We start from the raw sequence: 17508 nt of genomic DNA on the forward strand, positions 1-17508 counted from the left end.
CCGGCACGAGCCGGTCCCGCCCGCTGTCAGACCCACCACGCTAACGCGTGTGAGCCCCTGGTCCACCACGAACCCCGGACCACCACGCCCATCCGACGGCAATTCAGGGGAAATGTCGCAGATGCGCTGTGAAACAGAGTCATTCCGGCGCGATGCGGGCGGTCAACGGCCCAGGACATCCCCTGGACGACGAACAGAACCCCCTGAGCGCCTACAGCCGTTGAGCCGCTTGGCGACGACCGCGGGGCACGAGGGCGGCCGGGCCGGGGCAGCGCGAGGCCGGGCGGGCTCAACCCCGCTCCGGGTGGTCGAGGCCCTCGTGCCCCACATGGGAGACGCCCCGCACGTCCAGCCGCTCCTGCACATCACCGAGCAGCTCCCGCAGCAGCCCGGCGAGCGCCTCCTGCCGCTCCGCGCCCAGTCCTTCCAGGAGCTCCGCCTCACGCGCGAGCACCCGGTCCACCGTACGCTCGACCAGCTCGTGCCCGGACGTGGTCAGTTCCACCAGCACCGCGCGGCTGCGGCCGGGGGCGGGGCGGCGGGTGACCAGGTGTTCGCGTTCGGCGCGCGCGACCCGCTGCGAGATGGCGCCCGCGGTGACCAGGGAGTGCACGGCGAGATCCCGGGTGCTCATCGTGTAGGGGGGCCCGCTGCGGCGCAGCACGCTCAGCAGGTCCAGGGTGGCCGGATCGACTCCCGCCTCGGCGAGGACCCTCCGGCGGTCGTCGCCGAAGTGCTTGGCGAGCTGCCAGATCCTCGTCACCACACCGATGGAGTCCACCGGGGTCTGGGGGCGCTCGCGGCTCCAGGCGGCCGCGATGACGTCCGCCGGGTCGTCTCCTGACGCGCCCGGGGTGGCCGGCCGGCGATCGCTTCGTTCCGGCGTCCTCATGGGGTTTCCCTTCCACCTGCTACATTTAGACCTGAATTTAGCGCTAAACGTATGCGATGACGAGTGGTGATATGCGCACTGTGACACGGAAAGCGAGTCCGAAGGCCAGGGCCGGGGCCTCCACCACGACCGGCCCTCCCCGGGCCATCGGACGGGACTGGGCGGGACTCACCGTGGTCCTGCTGGCGATGTTCATGAGCCAGATCGACATGTTCATCGTGAACGTCGCCGCTCCGGGGATCCAGGCGGACCTGAACGCCGGGTTCGGCCAGCTCCAGTTCGTGATCGACGGGTACGTGATCGCCTACGCAGCGGGCATGGTAACCGGCGGACGTCTCGGCGACCGGATCGGCCGCAAGCGCACCTTCCAGTACGGCGTGGCCGCCTTCACCCTGACCTCCCTGCTGTGCGCGCTCGCTCCCGGCCCGGGCACGCTCATCGCGGCCCGGGTGCTCCAGGGGCTGTCGGCAGCGGTGATGACACCGCAGGTCCTCTCCCTCATCCGGGCCGTCTTCGTGCACGAACGCGACCGGGCCCGGGCCGTCGGCGCCTATGGTGCCTCCATCGGCGCGGGCGTCATCGCCGGTCTCGTCGGCGGCGGCCTGCTGCTGGACCTGGACGTGGCGGGTCTGGGCTGGCGCATGATCTTCCTGATCAACGTGCCGATCGGTGCGGCGATCCTGTGCGCGGCCGTGCCCGCCGTCAGCGAGAGCCGCAGCGCGGACCTGCCGCGGCTGGACATCGCCGGCGCGGCCTTCACCGCTGTGCTGCTGCCTCTGGTCCTGATCCCGCTGATCCTCGGCGGCGAACACGGCTGGCCCTGGTGGACGTACCTCTGCTTCGTCCTCGGCGCGGCCGGCGTCCTGGCGTTCCTGCGCTGGGAGCGCCGGACGGAGGCCGCCGGCAACGACCCGCTGCTGCCGGGCCGGCTGCTGCGGGCCGAGGGCTTCCCGCTCAGCATGGGCACGGTGCTCATGTTCTTCTCGGGCAACGCCGGGCTGTTCCTGGTGCTCACCTACCACCTCCAGTCGGGCCTGCGGCAGACCCCACTGGCAGCGAGCCTGGTCTTCGTGCCGCTCGGCCTCGGCTTCATCGCCGCCTCGGCTGCCTGCCGCCGGCTCGCCGCGCGGTTCGGGACCGGAGTGTCGGTGGCGGGCGGCCTGGTGATGGCGGCCGGTCTCGTGGCCGTGCCCGCGGTCACCGGCCTGGACCGCTCGGCCCAGGCGGTCGCGCTCGCGGCGGTGATGGGCGTCTCCGGGTTCGGGCAGGGTCTGGTCGTCGCGCCTCTGGTGGACACCGTCCTCACCCGGGTCCATCCGGACGACGCGGGCGCCGGGTCGGGTGTGCTGAACACCGTGACCCAGGCGGGAATGGCCTTCGGAGTAGCTGCCATCGGGGCCCTGTACCGCGGCTTCCTGGGTACCAATCCCCAGTCCCCGGGCCCGGACACGGACTCGGCCGACTTCGCGCAGGCCTTCGACCTCACGGCGTACGTCCTCGCGGCCCTCGCCGTCGGTACGGCGTTGCTCGCGTTCCGGCTGGGGCGCGTCCCCGCGGGCGCGGCGACCGGGAACGCGGCGGACGGCGGGGGCGGGACCGGCGCCGGCCGCTGACCTCCGTCGCTGTGGCAGGGCAGTGCGGGGACGGAACCTCCGTCAGGCGTCCCCGTACGCCTCCCCGCCCGGTTCGAAGCCGGCCGTCCCGGCGGTGGCGTCGGCGAGCCAGGACCGGAAGGCATCCACGTCGGCGTCGGGCAGCGCGATCTCGATCGTGACCACCGCCCCGTAGCGCACGTCGCGGACTTCGCGTCCGGTGGTACGCAGGTCGTTCTCCAGCTTGCCGGCCCGCTGGTGGTCGACGGTGACCGTGGCCAGCCGGAACCGGCGGCGGGTGCGGGTGCCGAGGGTGTCCAGGGCCTCGCCGACCGCTCCGCCGTACGCCCGGATGAGCCCCCCTGCGCCGAGTTTGACCCCGCCGAAGTAGCGGGTGACGACGGCGACGACGTACCGCATGTCGCGGCGCAGCAGCATCTGGAGCATGGGGACGCCGGCGGTGCCGCCCGGCTCGCCGTCGTCGCTCGCCTTCTGGACGGAGGCGTCCGCGCCGATCACGTAGGCCCAGCAGTTGTGGGAGGCGTCGGCGTGCTCCTTGCGGACCGTGGCGATGAAGTCCTGCGCCTCCTGCTCGGTCGCCGCCGGGGCGAGGGCGCACAGGAAGCGGGAGCGGTTGACCTCGGTCTCGTGCACGCCGGTGCCGGCGACCGTGCGGTATTCGTCCTGCATCCGGCCAGCCTAATCGCGTGGCCGCCGTGTCCCGGCGGTGCGGTCGGCCGCGGCCCCCGGAACCTCCGTTACGAGTGGGCCACGGCCTCGCCCGCCGTGACCTCGGGCGGGTGGGGCAGCAGCTCGGCGAGCCGGTCCCGGACGTAGTCCCCCGCCCTCTCGGTCGACTCCTCGGCGCCGGCCCGGTCCTGGAAGACGCTGGTCGACACCATCACTCCGCCGCCGGCGTCGACGAAGTAGTAGGCCACGAACCCCTGGACCTGGCGGAGGAGCGGCAGGAACTCCTCGTTCACCCGGCGTCCCGCCTCCGCCGGGTCGGTCACGCCTTCGTACCGTCGCATCACCGCGTGCATGGCTGCTCTCCTCCTGGATCGGCACGGCCGTTCTACGCAGACGGCGTACCCGCCGCGGCAGGTGTGCGCAGCGCGAACCCGGCGCACATCACCGGAAAGGCCCAGGGCGGCGTGGTGCCCGGGCTACTTCTTCTTGCCCCGGGGCACGGTCACGGACGTGAGCAGCGCGACGTCGGGAGCGAGGGCCTGCCATGCTGCGCCGCGCCACGTCAGGACGGCGAAGGCCGAGGTGGGGAACTTCGTGCGAACCCGTTCCAGGGTGTCGTCGAGGCCGTCACCGGCGAGGGCCAGGACCAGTTCCTCCAGCCCTGGGTTGTGCCCGATCAGCAGCAGCGTCTCGACCTCGGCGGGCACCTCGTGGACGACGGCGAGCAGACCGGCCGGGCCGGCGGCGTACAGCCGCCGGTCGTGCCGGACCGGCGGCGGTGTACCCCACTCGGCGGAGGCCAGGTCCCAGGTCCCGCGGGCGCGGACGGCGGTGGAGCACAGCGCGAGGTCCGGCAGGAGGTCGGCATCGGCCAGGGCCCGCCCGGCCGCGGGGGCGTCCCGGCGGCCGCGCGGGGCGAGGGGACGTTCGTGGTCGGCGACGTCCACGGGCCAGGCGGACTTGGCGTGCCGCAGCACGACCAGGCGGCGCAGCGGGCCTGCTCCGGCGCGTTCGATCATGACGGGGCTCCCAGATCGCGGGTGAGGTCGAGGCCGAGGAGCCGGTCGGCGTAGGCGTAGGTCTCGAACCGGGCGCCGTCGGCCAGGTCCGGGTCGGTCTCGATGTGACGCAGGACGTCCAGCACACCGGGGACGTCCAGGTCGTCCTCCCACGCGTCGCGCAGCCGCCCCCGCGCCGCGTCGGGGATCGGCCGTGAGGGCTGCCGTGCCCAGCGGGCGACCGCGCCGCGCCAGCGAGCCAGGGTGGCACGGGCGTCGTCGAGCCCGGCCGCCTCCAGCCGGACCGGGGCGCTGTGGTGACGGGTCATCAGGGCGAGGCGCAGGGCGGCCGGGTCGCAGGGGTCCGGCCCGTCCGGCTCCACGGACGCGACGGCGATCCGCACCCCCTTGGGCGCCTTGCCGCCTCCGGCGGTGACATGGACGACCTGGGCCTCGCCCAGACCGGCGCCGACGTCGGGGCTGTCCTCGAAGGGGCGGATGCCGAGCGTCGCGGCGGCGGCGCGCAGCTCCGCCTGCCGGCGGCCGCCGGTCAGCAGCGCCCACACCGGTGTGCCGCCGAGCTCCAGGGTCCTGACGAGCAGGTCGCCGACGAGCAGCACCCGCAGGTCTGTCGTGTCGGAGCCGGACGCGTGCACCTCGACACGCGTCAGGCCCCGGCGGGCCGGGGCGGCGTCGACCGGCTCGCCGGTCCGGTCGTCGATGATGCGCAGCACGAGGTGAGCGTAGGCGGGCGGGCCGTCACACGCAGGCAGGTTCGGCCTTTTCCGGCCGCCGTGGCGCGAGCGCCCCACGCGTGGCGTGCCCGGCCTCGCCGGCTCTCAGGCCAGCGTGCCGAGGAACCGCACATGGGGCCGCCCCTCGGGCCCTTCGCGGCTGACGGCGGCCCGCACCCGGTACACCTCCGCGATGAGCTCCGCCGTGAGGACGTCGCCCGGGGTGCCTCCCGCCACGACCCGCCCCGCGCACAGCACGACGACCCGATCGCAGTACGCCGCCGCGAGGTTGAGGTCGTGCAGGGCGACGACGGTGGTGACCGGCAGGCCCGTGACCAGGGTGAGCAGGTCGAGCTGGTGGTGGATGTCGAGGTGGTTGGTGGGCTCGTCGAGGAGGAGCTCGCGGGGTTCCTGGGCGAGCGCGCGGGCGATCTGCACCCGCTGGCGTTCGCCGCCCGAGAGGGTGTGCCAGAGCCGGCCGGAGCGTTCGTCGAGGCCCGTGCGCTCCAGGGCGGCGCGCACCGCCCGCTCGTCGTCGTCGGTGGCGGGCGTCCAGGCCCGGCGGTGCGGGACGCGGCCGAGCCGCACGACGTCCTCGACCGTCAGCTCGACCTGGGTGTCCGACTGCTGCTCGACTACGGCGAGGCGGCGCGCGACCGTGCGGCGGGGCAGGTCGCCCAGCGGTGTGCCGTCGAGGGTGACGACCCCGCAGGTCGGTGTGAGCAGCCCGGCCAGCAGCCGCAGCAGGGTGGATTTGCCGGAGCCGTTGGGGCCGAGGACACCGACCGTGGAGCCGGTCTCGGGTGCGAGGGCGACGCCGTCCAGGATGAGATGCCCGTCGGCACGGCGGCTGACCCGGTCGGCCCGCAGCCCCGCCTCCGCCGATGCCACCGTGCCCTCCGCCTCCACCGATGCCTCCGTGCCGCTCACCGCGCCCTCCGCGTCCGGTACAGCACCGCCACGAACGCCGGCACCCCGATCAGCGACGTCACGACCCCCACCGGAACCTCCTGTGGTTCGAGGACCGTCCGGGCGAGGGTGTCCACCCACACCAGGAACACCGCTCCGGCGAGGGCGGTGACCGGCAGCAGCCGCGCGTGCCCCGGGCCGGTCAGGGCCCGGGCGGCGTGCGGCAGGACCAGCCCCACGAAGCCGATCGCCCCGGCCGAGCTGACGAGCGCGGCCGTGAGCAGGGCCGTGACGCACAGCAGCACCAGGCGGGTGCGGGCGACGGACACCCCGAGCGTGGCCGCCGCGTCCTGCCCGAAGGCGAAGGCGTCGAGCGTACGGGCGTAGGACAGGCACACCACCAGCGTTACGGCCAGCACGGCCAGGCACAGCCACACGTCGGTCCAGCCGGCGCCGCCGAGCGAGCCCAGGAGCCAGAACAGCACACCGCGGGTCGTCTCGGCGTCGGCGGAGGTCATCACGACGAACGACGTGAGCGCCGAGAACAGCTGCATGGCGGCGACGCCCGCGAGGACGACCCGGTCGGTGGTGCCGCCGAGGGTGTGGCTGAGCAGCAGCACTAGCGCGAACGACAGCAGGGCGCCGAGGAAGGCGCCTCCGGACACCGACAGGGCGCCGCCGCCCGCGCCGAGCACGACCACGAGGACCGCTCCGGTCGAGGCACCCGAGGACACCCCGAGCACGAAGGGGTCGGCGAGCGGGTTGCGCAGCAGCGACTGCATCACCGCCCCGCAGACGGCGAGTCCGGCTCCGCACACCGCCGCGAGGAGGGTGCGGGGCAGCCGCAGCTGCCAGACGATGCCGTCCCGGATCGGTGTCAGCTCCGAACTGCCGAGGCCGAGACGGGCGGCCACGACGGACCACACGTCGGCGACCCGGATGTCGGCAGGACCGATGGTGATGGCCACGGCGAGGGAGGCGACGAGAGCGACCGCCCCGGCCGCCCCCAGTGCGAGCCCGGTCCGCCGCCGGGGCCGGGCCGCGGCGCCCGGCGCACTCCCGGCGGTCACTTCACGAGCCCGAACCGGCGCAGCCCGGCGGCCACCTGCTCCACGCCCTCGACGGTGCGGATGGTCGGGTTCATGGCCTGCCCGCTGAGCAGCACGTACCGCTTGTGCCGGACGGCGTCCATGGTCCTGGTGACGGGGTTGGACTCCAGGAAGGCGATCTTCTTCGCGGCCGACTCGGCGGTCTGCGACCTGCGGGTCAGATCGCCGATGACGAGGACGTCGGGGTCGCGGTCGGCGACCGTCTCCCAGTTGATCTGCGGCCACTCCTCGTGCGTGTCGTCGAAGACGTTCTTCGCGCCGAGGGCCCGGGTGATGATGCCGGGCGCTCCGCAACAGCCCGCCATGTAGGGGGACTCGGAGTTCGCGAACCAGTAGAGGAGGGTGACGTCGGAGGCGTCGATGCCGGCGGTGGCCTTCTTCATGCGCTGCTGAAGGGAGCCCACGAGGGCGTCGCCGCGCTTCCTCACCCCGAACACGGTCGCGAGGTCCCGGACCTCGCCGTACACGGTGTCGATGCCCAGGGCCTTGTCGCGGGCGCCGTCGCCGCCGCCCGAGTTGTCCTTGCCTGCGCAGTCGGACGGGGAGACGTAGGTGGGGACGCCGAGCTTCTCGAACTGCTCGCGGGTGGCGACGCCGCCCTTGCCGAGGGTGGAGACGAAGGACGCGGTGACGAAGTCCGGTTCGGTGTCCAGGACGCGTTCGAAGGAGGGGTTGTTGTCGGCGATGCGGGGCACCTCGGCCTCGGCCTTCTCCAGCCCCTTCATCACGGGGTCGGTCCAGGTGGCCGTGCCCGCGAGGCGGTCGGCCAGGCCCAGGGAGAGCAGGATTTCGGTGGTGCCCTGGTTGAGGGACACGGCGTGCCGCGGCGGGGTGGCCACCCGGACGTCGTGCCCGCAGTTGGTGAGGGTGACGGCGGCCTTTGTGTCGGTGGTCGGGGTGTCGCCGCAGCCGGTCAGGAGCAGGGAGCCGGCCGCGAGCAGCGCGGCGGCACGGGCGGGTCGGGCGAGGGGCACGAAGAACCAGTCCTCAGGCGTCGAGGGCCCATGCGCGGAGCCCGGTCGTACGGTGCTCCCCCGCCGCACGCGGCCGCGGGGGCCGCCAGCAGGTCTTCGGACTCGGGTTCACCCGGGTCGGGGCGCCTTCCCGGACGTCCGCGTGGGAGTCCAGTGGCCGAGGCCCCGCCCGTCCCCCTCACCGCTGCGCGTCAGTTCCGGATTCGCACCGGATTCCCTGACCCACGTACATGGGTTCGACTGGCCTCGGCAAGCTATCACGGGGGCGCCCGGGAATCACCGCGCGTCCCGCGTCGTTGCCGGGAGAGCAGTGCGTCCACGACTGAGGAGGAGGCCGCCGGTGTACGGCGACGAGGCAACGGTCCGCAGGATCCTCACCGAGCTCGGCGACACCTGGGCCGTGGTGGGCCTGTCGTCGAACCGGCAGCGGGCGGCGTACGGCGTGGCCGCCGTGCTCCAGCGTTTCGGCAAGCGCGTCGTGCCGGTCCATCCGAAGGCGGAGACGGTGCACGGGGAGCAGGGGTACGCGAGCCTGGCGGACATCCCCTTCGACGTGGACGTCGTCGACGTGTTCGTGAACAGCGACCTCGCCGGAGCCGTCGCGGACGAGGCGGTCGCCAAGGGCGCGAAGGGCGTCTGGTTCCAGCTGGGTGTCGTCGACGAGGCGGCCTTCGACCGGACCCGCGCAGCCGGCTTGGAGATGGTGATGGACCGCTGCCCGGCGATCGAGATCCCACGGCTGTCCCATCACCGTGCACAGGAATCCTGAAGCGTTTCCCACGAAATACCCGCACCCGGTCAAGGGTGCACAGCTCGTCTTCTGCGGTCGGCCGGCCGATTCCTAACCTGAGGCCTCTTGCTCCCCGAACTCCCCGAGTTCATCTTCGAGAGGCCCTGAATTCATGGAAAGAGACGGCCTGCGCCGGGATGTCGGGCTGATCGGGCTCATGTGGGCGTCGGTCGGTTCCATCATCGGTTCGGGCTGGCTGTACGGCGCCGAGAAGGCGGTCGTGGCGGCCGGCCCCGCGGCGATCCTGTCCTGGCTCATCGGTGCCGTGGCGATCGTGCTGCTGGCGCTGGTGCACGCGGAACTGGGCGGCATGTTCCCGGTCGCGGGCGGCACCGCCCGCTATCCGCACTACGCGTTCGGCGGACTGGCCGGCATGTCGTTCGGCTGGTTCTCCTGGCTCCAGGCGGCGACCGTGGCACCGATCGAGGTCGAGGCCATGATCGGCTACGCCGGGCACTGGCACTGGGCCCAGGGCTTCCAGCACGCGAAGGACGGGACACTGACGGCGAGCGGCTTCGTCGTCGCCGTCGTCCTTATGGCCGTGTTCGTCGTCGTCAACTTCCTCGGGGTGCGGATCCTCGCGCACACCAACAGCGCCGCCACCTGGTGGAAGGTGGCCGTGCCGCTGGCCGCGATCTTCATCATCGCGGCCGGCAACTTCCACCCGGGCAACTTCACCGAGCACCGCTTCGCCCCGTTCGGTGCCCACGGCGTGCTGAGCGCCGTCAGCTCCAGCGGCATCATCTTCGCCCTGCTGGGCTTCGAGCAGGCGATCCAGCTGGCGGGCGAGAGCCGCGACCCGCAACGGGACCTGCCGCGCGCGACGATCGGCTCGGTCGCCATCGGGGCGGGCATCTACGTCCTGCTCCAGGTCGTCTTCATCGCCGCCCTGCCGCTGGGCTCCTTCGCATACGGCTGGGCCAAGCTCGATTACCCCGGCATCAGCGGCCCGTGGGCGGGTCTCGCGACCCTGGTGGGCCTCGGCTGGCTGAGCGTGGTGCTGTACCTGGACGCGGTGGTCTCCCCGGGCGGGACCGGCCTGATCTACACGACGGCCACGTCCCGCGTCTCCTACGGGCTGGCCCGCAACGGCTACGCGCCGAAGCTCTTCGTCCGCACCGACGCGCGCGGTGTGCCGTGGTTCGGGCTGATCGTGTCCTTCGTGACCGGCGTGGTCTGCTTCCTGCCGTTCCCGAGCTGGCAGCAGCTGGTCGGCTTCATCACCTCGGCGAGCGTGCTGATGTACGCGGGTGCCCCGCTGGCCTACGGCGTCTTCGCGGAGCGGCTGCCGCACCGGGCGCGCCCCTACCGCCTGCCCGGCGGGAAGGTCCTCTCGCCGCTGTCGTTCGTGGTGGCCAACCTCATCATCTACTGGTCGACCTGGGACACCCTGTGGCGGCTCGGCGTGGCCATCGTCCTCGGCTACCTCCTGCTCGGCGGCTACGCCTGGTACGCCACGAGCAAGGGCCTGCCCGACGCGCCGCGGCTCGACTGGAAGGCCGCCCAGTGGCTGCCCGTCTACCTGCTGGGCATGGGCGTCATCTCCTGGCAGGGCGGTTTCGGCGGCCAGGGGCACCTCGGACTGTGGTGGGACATCCTGGTCGTCGCGGTGTTCTCGCTGGCGATCTACTACTGGGCGCGGGCCTCGGCGTCGCTGCCCGGGGAGATCGAGCGGAGCATCGAGGAGGTGGCCGTCGCGGAGGTGCCCGCCCACTGAGGCCGGCCTCCATAATGTGCGCATGACGCACCCCCTCCCACCCGCCGACTCCGGCGCCCCGCAACGCTTCCCGGTCGTTGTCGTGGGCGCCGGTCCCGCCGGTCTGACCGTCGGCAACATCCTGCGGGCCGCGTCCGTGGAGTGCCTGGTGCTGGAGACGGAGACCCGCGCCTTCATCGAACAGCGGCCCCGGGCCGGGGTCATAGAGGAATGGGCCGTCCGCGGGCTGGAGAAGCGGGGCCTCGCCCGCCACCTGCTGGACCGCGCGGAACTGCACACCGCGTGCGAGTTCCGCTTCGACGGGGAGCGGTACCGGTTCCCGTACGGCGAGCTGACGGGCAGTCACCACTTCGTGTATCCGCAGCCGTTGCTGGTGACGGACCTGGTCCGCGAGTACGCCGACGTCCGGGGCGGAGCCATCCGCTTCGGGGTCCGTGACGTGCGGATCCACGACCTGGACACCGACCGGCCGTGGGTGTCGTACACCTCCCCCGAGACGGGCGAACACCAGGTCGTGCACTGCGACTTCGTCGCCGGCTGTGACGGGGCGCGCGGGGCGAGCCGGGCCTCGCTCCCGCCCGAGCGGGTCCGGATCGCGCGGCACGACTACGGCATCGGCTGGCTGGCCCTGCTCGCCGAGGCGCCGCCGTCCACCGACTGCGTGCTGTTCGGATGCCACGAGCGCGGCTTCGCCGGCCAGATGCCCCGCAGCCCGGAGGTGACCCGCTACTACCTCCAGTGCCCGCCGGGCGACGATGTGGAGAACTGGCCGCACGAGCGCGTCTGGCCGGAGCTGCGGGAGCGGCTCGGGGCCGCCGGTGTGCCGCCACTGACCGAGGGCCGGCTGATCGAGAAGCGCGTGCTGGACATGCACGACTACGTGGTCGAGCCGATGGTGCACGGCCGGCTCTTCCTCGCCGGCGACGCGGCCCATCTGGTCGCCCCGATCGCCGCCAAGGGCATGAACCTCGCTCTGCACGACGCCTTTCTGCTCGGTGACGCCCTGGCCGCCCGGCTCACCACCGGCGACGACAGCGGTCTCGACGGCTACGCCGAGGCGTGTCTGCGGCGGGTGTGGGACTACCAGGAGTTCTCGCAGTGGCTGTCCGAGGTGTACCACGGCACGGCGGCGGGCGACCCGTTCCGCGCGGGCACCACGCTGGCCCGGCTGCGCCGCCTGTTCACCTCGCCGGCGGCGGCCGCCGCCTTCGCCGAGCAGTACCTGGGGACGGCCGCGCGGTACTGACTCAGTCGTGCGGCGGGCGGTCGCTGAGGCGGTGGTCGGCCACGTTCAGCGCCTCGTCGACGAGCCGGCGCAGATGGCCGTCGCGGAGCGAGTAGATCACCCGGCGGCCCTCCTTGCGCGTGCTCACCAGACCGGCGAGACGCAGTCGCGCCAGGTGCTGGCTGACGGCCGGCCTGGCCGCCCCGCACGCCTCCGTCAGTGTCGTGACGTCGGCCTCTCCCCCGGTCAGCGCGTGCAGCAGGGCGAGCCGGGTGCGGTCGCCGAGCAGGGCGAGGAGCTCCGCGGCGAGAGCCAGCTGCTCCTCGCCGGGGCTGCGCGGATGCGCATCATGCGCAGATGAAAGGTGCATGCGTGCGCTCATACGCACATAATGGCGCCCGGACACGGGTACGTCCACTCTCGCGCGCACCGGAAGGGGATCCACGTGAGCGACCGGCACGAGCACTCCCACTCGCACGACCACACGCCCGCACACGAGCACGGGCCCGGGCACCGGCACGACCGGGAGCACCGGCACGGTCTGCGCCATCGGCTGGGTCACCTCCTCGCCCCGCACTCACACGAGACGGCCGACAAGGTCGACTCCGCCCTGGAGTCCTCGGCCCGGGGCATGCGGGCGCTCTGGGTCTCGCTCGCCGTCCTCGGCGCCACGGCGCTGGCCCAGGCCGCCGTGGTGGCGGTCTCCGGCTCGGTGGCGCTGCTCGGGGACACGGTGCACAACGCCGCGGACGCGCTGACCGCCGTTCCGCTCGGGATCGCCTTCGTGCTGGGCAGGCGCGCGGCCACGCGCCGCTTCACCTACGGCTACGGGCGGGCCGAGGACCTGGCCGGTCTCCTGATCGTGCTGACGATCGCGGCGTCCGCGGCCTTCGCGGGCTGGACGGCCGTGGACCGGCTGCTGGATCCGCGCCCCGTCCAGCATGTCCCCGCGGTCGCCGTGGCCGCCCTCGTCGGCTTCGCGGGCAACGAGTGGGTGGCCCGCTACCGCATGCGCGTCGGCCGCTCGATCGGCTCGGCGGCGCTGGTCGCCGACGGGCTGCACGCCCGTACCGACGGATTCACCTCGCTGGCCGTGCTGCTGGGCGCCGGAGGCTCCGCCCTGGGATGGCAACTGGCCGACCCCGTCGTCGGGCTGGCGATCACCGCGGCCATCGCACTGGTGCTGCGGGACGCGGCCCGGGAGGTGTTCCGCCGGGTCATGGACGCCGTCGACCCGGCCCTGGTGGACCGGGCCGAGCGGGCGCTGACCGAGGTGCCCGGGGTGCGCGGGGTGGGCGAGCTGCGGCTGCGCTGGATCGGACACCGGCTGCGTGCCGAGGTGGCGGTCGTGGTGGACGGTGACGCGACGGTGCGCGAGGCCCACCGCATCGCCGTGGACGCCGAACACGCACTGCTGCACGCCGTGCCGCGCCTGACCGCGGCCCTGGTGCACGCGGATCCGGAACCGGCGCCGGGCGAGAGCGACCCCCATCTCCCCCTGGCCCACCACGTCACGGCGTAGCTCAGGAGACCCCGAGCCCCTCCAGCACCACGGCGCCCGGCAGTTCCGCGAACGCCTTGCCCGGGACCAGCAGTTTGCCGCGCCGCCGGCCACTGCCGACGAGCACGTACGGCAGGTCGACGACGGCCGCGTCCACCAGGACGGGCCAGCCGGCCGGCAGGCCGAGCGGGGTGATGCCGCCGTATTCCATGCCGGTCTCGACGGTGGCCGTGTCCATCGAGGCGAAGGAGGCCTTGCGGGCACCGAGCTGCCGACGCACCACGCCGTTGACGTCGACCCGGGTGGTGGACAGCACGACGCACGCGGCGAGTGTGGACTCGCCGCCCCGTTTGCCCGCGACGACCACGCAGTTCGCCGACCGCTCCAGCAGGTCCTGCCCGTAGTGCTCCACGAAGGTGGCGGTGTCGGCCCACTCGGGGTCGGTCTCGACGTAGACGATCTGCTCGGCCGGGACGCTGCCGGGCCAGTGGCGTACGGCGTCGGCGACCGGGGTGGTGAGTTCGTCGAGGCAGGCGGGGGCCGGGCGGGCGTTGTCGAAGTGTCCGATGGGTGCGCGCATGGCCGCACGCTAACAACAGCGCACCGGCGGCGTCCCGGGCGTCTCAGGCCACGGGCGGCACCGAGACGGCCATGACCATCTCCATGGGCTCGGCGCCGGTGTTGCCGTAGGTGTGCGGGACGTTGGCCTCGAAGTGGACGCTGGCGCCCGCGGGCACCCGGTGCTCGACGCCGTCGACGGTGAGGGTCAGCTCGCCCTCCGTGACGTGCAGCAGTTCGGTCGTGCCGGCGGGGTGCGGGTCCGACGGACTGCTCTCGCCGGGCATGAGCCGCCAGTCCCACATCTCCAGCGGGCCGGGCGCCTCGGTGCCCGCCAGGAGCCGGTTGTAGCTGCCGGCGTCGGTGTGCCACAGCCGTACGGCCTGCTCGGCCGGGACGATGCGGACGTTCGGGCCCTGCTCGTAGTCGAGCAGGGTGGTGATGCTGACGCCGAGCGCGTCGCCGATCTTGACGACGGTGCCGAGGCTGGGGTTGGTGCGGGCCTGCTCGATCTGGATGAGCATGCCGCGGCTGACGCCCGCCCGGGCGGCGAGCACGTCCAGGGTGAAGCCGCGCACCGCGCGCCAGTGCTTGACGCTCCGCGCCAGGGACTGGGTCAGCAGGTCGAGGTCCGACACGTTCCGTCCAATATTCTGTATGACACAGTGCAGCAGGCTGCACTATGGTGTGGTTGACCTGATCGTGCACTGAACTGTACTGCGAGGTATCCGCCCCATGACAGCGCTCTTCGCCCTGGCCACCAGCCTGTTGTGGGGACTGGCCGACTTCGGCGGCGGTCTGCTGACCCGGCGTACGCCCGCGCTCACGGTGGTCGTGGTCTCGCAGTCGATCGCGGTGGTGGTGCTCGGCGCCCTCGTGGTCGCGACCGGGGCCTGGAGTGAGGCGGGCCCTCAGCTGTGGTTCGCCGTCGCGGCCGGGCTGGTCGGGCCGGTGGCGATGCTCGCCTTCTACAAGGCGCTCGCGCTGGGCCCGATGGGCGTGGTCTCGCCGCTGGGCTCCATCGGTGTGGCCGTGCCGGTCGGGGTGGGCCTCATGCTGGGCGAGCGTCCGGGTCTGCTGCAGTTCGTCGGCATCCTGGTCGCCGTCGCGGGGGTCTGCCTCGCCGGCGGCCCCCAGTTCCGCGGCGCCCCCGTCCAGCGCCAGGCCATCGTCCTGACCCTGCTCGCGGCGTTCGGCTTCGGCGCGGTGATGGCCCTGATCGCCGAGGCCTCGACGACACTGACCGGCCTGTTCCTCGCCCTGTTCGTGCAGCGGGTGACGAACGTCGCCGCGGGCGGTCTCGCGCTGTTCGTGTCGGTGCGACGCGGCGGGCCGGCCCTCCCGGCGGACGGCTTCCCCTGGCGCACGCTGCCCGCCCTCGCCTTCGTCGGCCTCGCGGACGTCGCCGCGAACGGCACGTACTCGATCGCCGCGCAGCACGGCCCGGTGACGGTCGCCGCCGTGCTGGCCTCCCTGTACCCGGTGGTGACGGCCGTGGCCGCACGGGGAGTGCTGCGCGAACGGCTGCGGGCGGTGCAGGCCGCGGGGGCGGGACTGGCCCTCGTGGGGACCGTGCTGCTCGCGTCGGGCTGACCGGACCGTCAGGAACCCGGCTCCAGCTCCGCGAGACCGGCCGCCGCCTCCTCGTCCAGCTCCGCCAGCCGGGCCGCCGTCTCCTCGTCCAGGTCCGACAGGGCGCGGAGCTGCTCGGGAGTGACGCCGTCCGGTATCGGCACCGGCGCCGGGGTGCGCAGCGGTGGCTGCCAGCCGTCGGCGGGGGTCCAGCGCCGTACGACGCGGGCCGGTGCGCCCGCCACCACGGCGTGGTCGGGCACTGTGCCCCGCACGACCGCGCCCGCGGCCACCACCACGTTCCGCCCGATCCGGGCGCCCGGCAGGATCACCGCTCCGGTGCCGATCCAGCAGCCGGGGCCGATCTCCACCGGCTCCATCCGCGGCCACTGCTTGCCGATCGGCTGGTGCGGATCGTCGTAGGAGTGGTTCGTGGACGTGACGTAGACGTACGGGCCGAAGTAGCAGTCATTGCCGATCGTGACCGTCGTGTCCGCGATGACGTGGCTGCCGCGGCCCAGGACGACGCCGTCGCCGATGCGCAGGATCGGATCCGGGCCGAGGTCGAGGTCGGGCATCAGGCCCGCGGTGAGGGTGACCTGCTCGGCGATGATGCAGTAGGAGCCGAGGTGGATCCAGGGCTCGCCGAAGACCGTGCCGAGCGGGAAGGCGAGTCTGGTACCTGTTCCCATCGTGCCGAACCGGTAGCGGCCGGGGTGCTCGGCGGTGACGGAGCCCGTGCGCTGCGCCCAGGCCCAGCCCGCGTGGACGGCGCGCTGCGCGAGGCCCCGCCGCCAGGATGAGAACGTGTTCTTGCGCTTCGGCACGAGCTCACGGTACTCAGCGGTAGCTCCGCCCGCGGCGCCGGAGGCCTGTGATCTTCGCCCCACCGGGTGGCGTACGGTTTGCGCGTTGTCTACGACGCTGGGAGGCGGACATGGATCGGCGCGCGATGATCACGGGGATCGGCGGCAGGGAGCCGGAGATCGACGGGACGGCTTTCGTGGCGCCGACGGCGTCGGTGATCGGGGGCGTGACGCTGGGCGCGGGGGCGAGCGTCTGGTACGGAGCCGTGGTGCGCGGCGACGTCGAGGCGATCTCCGTCGGGGCGAGCAGCAACGTCCAGGACAACTGCACCCTCCACGCGGACCCGGGATTCCCGGTGCGCGTCGGTGAGCGGGTGAGCATCGGGCACAACGCAGTGGTGCACGGGGCTACGGTCGAGGACGACTGTCTGATCGGCATGGGCGCGACGGTCCTGAACGGCGCCGTGATCGGGGCCGGGTCGCTCGTCGCCGCGCAGGCGCTGGTGCCGCAGGGGATGGTCGTGCCGGCCGGTTCGCTCGTCGCCGGGGTGCCGGCCAAGGTCAGGCGGCCCTTGACGGAGGAGGAGAAGCAGGGCGTCACCCTCAACGGCACGATGTACGCCGAGCTGGCTAAGGCGCATCGGGACGTGCACGCGTAGGTTCTGCGGCGGGTGCGGCGTCGTGGGGGCTGGTCGCGCCCACGCGGCGGAGCCGCATATCGATACGGCCCCGCGCCCCTTTGGGGCGACCTACTCTGCCGCCGCCGCAGGTGCTGCCCTCTTCGCCTTGCGCTTGAGCACCAGCATGGACGTGAGGCCCACCAGGACCGCCGCGACCAGGCCCAGCCACGAGAAGCGCTTCAGCCAGGACTCCGCGACGATGCCGACGTAGTAGATGACCGCCGTCGTGCCGCCGGCCCACAGGATGCCGCCGAGGACGTTGGCGATGGCGAACTTCCAGTACGGCATGCGGAGCACACCGGCGAGGGGGCCGGCGAAGATGCGGAGCAGGGCGACGAAGCGGCCGAAGAAGACGGCCCACATGCCCCACTTCTCGAAGGAGCGCTCGGCGGTGGCGATGTGCCCCTCGCTGAAGTGCTTGGGGAACTTGTTGCCCAGCCAGGCCAGCAGGGGCCGCCCGCCCTTGCGGCCGATGGCGTAGCCGATCGAGTCGCCGATGATCGCACCGGCCGTCGCGCTGGCGCCGAGGACGACCGGGTCGATCTCGCCGTGCTGGGACGCGAGCAGCGCCGAGGAGACGAGGATGATCTCGCCGGGCAGCGGGATGCCCAGGCTCTCCAGGCCGATGACCAGCCCCACCAGTGCGTAGACGGCGACCGCGGGTACGGTTTCGAGCCACTCCTGGACGTGCAACGCCGGTTCCTTTCCCTGAGCTTCCCTGCGTGCCCCGGGAAGCCTACCGGCTCTGAAGACGTCCCTCG

Annotated in this window: 20 protein-coding genes and 1 riboswitch; of the genes, 7 read left to right on the forward strand and 13 right to left on the reverse strand. The window is 73.0% G+C overall.

Annotated elements, in window-relative coordinates:
• Positions 1–289 precede the first annotated feature (289 nt).
• Positions 290–892, reverse strand: coding sequence for a MarR family winged helix-turn-helix transcriptional regulator (locus OO68_RS07280; RefSeq protein ID WP_033307295.1), 603 nt, complete (start codon positions 890–892; stop codon positions 290–292).
• A 71-nt stretch (positions 893–963) separates the two neighbouring features.
• Here OO68_RS07280 and OO68_RS07285 point away from each other — a divergent pair, with 71 nt between their 5' ends.
• Positions 964–2505 carry an MFS transporter gene (locus OO68_RS07285; protein WP_245236920.1) on the forward strand — a complete coding sequence of 514 codons (1542 nt, stop codon included), beginning with the start codon at positions 964–966 and terminating at the stop codon, positions 2503–2505.
• A gap of 42 nt (positions 2506–2547) precedes the next feature.
• On the opposite strand, the gene OO68_RS07290 is transcribed toward OO68_RS07285, so the two are convergent.
• From OO68_RS07290 to OO68_RS07320, 7 genes are all read right to left on the reverse strand, one after another.
• Positions 2548–3174 (reverse strand): YigZ family protein, encoded by a 627-nt coding sequence (locus tag OO68_RS07290; protein WP_033307296.1) that lies wholly within the window; start codon positions 3172–3174, stop codon positions 2548–2550.
• Positions 3175–3242: 68 nt separating this feature from the next.
• Positions 3243–3527, reverse strand: coding sequence for a hypothetical protein (locus tag OO68_RS07295; RefSeq protein ID WP_033307297.1), 285 nt, complete (start codon positions 3525–3527; stop codon positions 3243–3245).
• A 123-nt stretch (positions 3528–3650) separates the two neighbouring features.
• Positions 3651–4193, reverse strand: a complete 543-nt coding sequence (locus OO68_RS07300) for a SixA phosphatase family protein (RefSeq protein ID WP_033307298.1) — start codon at positions 4191–4193, stop codon at positions 3651–3653.
• Positions 4190–4906, reverse strand: coding sequence for a hypothetical protein (locus OO68_RS07305; protein ID WP_209442553.1), 717 nt, complete (start codon positions 4904–4906; stop codon positions 4190–4192). The genes OO68_RS07300 and OO68_RS07305 overlap by 4 nt, the downstream gene beginning before the upstream one ends.
• A 105-nt stretch (positions 4907–5011) precedes the next feature.
• A complete protein-coding gene (locus OO68_RS07310) occupies positions 5012–5836 on the reverse strand; it encodes an ABC transporter ATP-binding protein (RefSeq protein ID WP_051814521.1) in 825 nt (274 codons plus the stop codon).
• Positions 5833–6885: a FecCD family ABC transporter permease gene (locus OO68_RS07315; RefSeq protein ID WP_033307299.1), complete on the reverse strand. Its 1053-nt coding sequence runs from the start codon at positions 6883–6885 to the stop codon at positions 5833–5835. The genes OO68_RS07310 and OO68_RS07315 overlap by 4 nt, the downstream gene beginning before the upstream one ends.
• Positions 6882–7898: an ABC transporter substrate-binding protein gene (locus OO68_RS07320; RefSeq protein ID WP_033307300.1), complete on the reverse strand. Its 1017-nt coding sequence runs from the start codon at positions 7896–7898 to the stop codon at positions 6882–6884. Before OO68_RS07320 ends, OO68_RS07315 begins: the two co-directional genes overlap by 4 nt.
• A gap of 84 nt (positions 7899–7982) precedes the next feature.
• Positions 7983–8143: riboswitch (cobalamin riboswitch) on the reverse strand.
• A gap of 95 nt (positions 8144–8238) precedes the next feature.
• On the opposite strand from OO68_RS07320, the gene OO68_RS07325 reads away from it, so the two are divergent.
• From OO68_RS07325 to OO68_RS07335, 3 genes are all read left to right on the forward strand, one after another.
• Positions 8239–8667, forward strand: a complete 429-nt coding sequence (locus tag OO68_RS07325; protein WP_033307301.1) for a CoA-binding protein — start codon at positions 8239–8241, stop codon at positions 8665–8667.
• Between the two features lie 133 nt (positions 8668–8800).
• Entirely contained in the window at positions 8801–10405 is a 1605-nt protein-coding gene (locus OO68_RS07330) for an APC family permease (protein WP_051814522.1), read from the forward strand.
• Between the two features lie 22 nt (positions 10406–10427).
• Entirely contained in the window at positions 10428–11651 is a 1224-nt protein-coding gene (locus tag OO68_RS07335; protein WP_033307302.1) for a 4-hydroxybenzoate 3-monooxygenase, read from the forward strand.
• A gap of 1 nt (position 11652) precedes the next feature.
• Here the strand turns inward: OO68_RS07335 and OO68_RS07340 are convergent, their stop codons facing one another.
• The gene (locus tag OO68_RS07340; RefSeq protein WP_033307303.1) at positions 11653–12012 is read right to left on the reverse strand and encodes an ArsR/SmtB family transcription factor; all 360 of its coding nucleotides are present in this window, start codon (positions 12010–12012) and stop codon (positions 11653–11655) included.
• A 63-nt stretch (positions 12013–12075) separates the two neighbouring features.
• Between OO68_RS07340 and OO68_RS07345 the strand changes: the two genes are divergently transcribed.
• Positions 12076–13152, forward strand: coding sequence for a cation diffusion facilitator family transporter (locus OO68_RS07345; RefSeq protein ID WP_033307304.1), 1077 nt, complete (start codon positions 12076–12078; stop codon positions 13150–13152).
• Position 13153: 1 nt separating this feature from the next.
• Here OO68_RS07345 and OO68_RS07350 read toward each other — a convergent pair whose 3' ends face one another.
• Both OO68_RS07350 and OO68_RS07355 read right to left on the reverse strand, forming a co-directional pair.
• Positions 13154–13711, reverse strand: coding sequence for a YbaK/EbsC family protein (locus OO68_RS07350; RefSeq protein ID WP_033307305.1), 558 nt, complete (start codon positions 13709–13711; stop codon positions 13154–13156).
• Between the two features lie 43 nt (positions 13712–13754).
• Positions 13755–14327 (reverse strand): helix-turn-helix domain-containing protein, encoded by a 573-nt coding sequence (locus OO68_RS07355; RefSeq protein ID WP_033307306.1) that lies wholly within the window; start codon positions 14325–14327, stop codon positions 13755–13757.
• A 97-nt stretch (positions 14328–14424) separates the two neighbouring features.
• Here OO68_RS07355 and OO68_RS07360 point away from each other — a divergent pair, with 97 nt between their 5' ends.
• Positions 14425–15282 carry a DMT family transporter gene (locus OO68_RS07360; RefSeq protein WP_033307307.1) on the forward strand — a complete coding sequence of 286 codons (858 nt, stop codon included), beginning with the start codon at positions 14425–14427 and terminating at the stop codon, positions 15280–15282.
• Between the two features lie 8 nt (positions 15283–15290).
• Here OO68_RS07360 and OO68_RS07365 read toward each other — a convergent pair whose 3' ends face one another.
• Positions 15291–16088: an acyltransferase gene (locus OO68_RS07365; RefSeq protein WP_033307308.1), complete on the reverse strand. Its 798-nt coding sequence runs from the start codon at positions 16086–16088 to the stop codon at positions 15291–15293.
• Between the two features lie 110 nt (positions 16089–16198).
• Between OO68_RS07365 and OO68_RS07370 the strand changes: the two genes are divergently transcribed.
• The gene (locus OO68_RS07370) at positions 16199–16726 is read left to right on the forward strand and encodes a gamma carbonic anhydrase family protein (protein ID WP_033307309.1); all 528 of its coding nucleotides are present in this window, start codon (positions 16199–16201) and stop codon (positions 16724–16726) included.
• Positions 16727–16816: 90 nt separating this feature from the next.
• On the opposite strand, the gene OO68_RS07375 is transcribed toward OO68_RS07370, so the two are convergent.
• The gene (locus OO68_RS07375) at positions 16817–17440 is read right to left on the reverse strand and encodes a DedA family protein (RefSeq protein WP_033307310.1); all 624 of its coding nucleotides are present in this window, start codon (positions 17438–17440) and stop codon (positions 16817–16819) included.
• Between the last annotated feature and the right edge of the window lie 68 nt (positions 17441–17508).

Origin of the sequence: Streptomyces iakyrus, from assembly GCF_000717055.1 — a bacterium.
GTDB classification, from domain to species: domain Bacteria; phylum Actinomycetota; class Actinomycetes; order Streptomycetales; family Streptomycetaceae; genus Streptomyces; species Streptomyces iakyrus.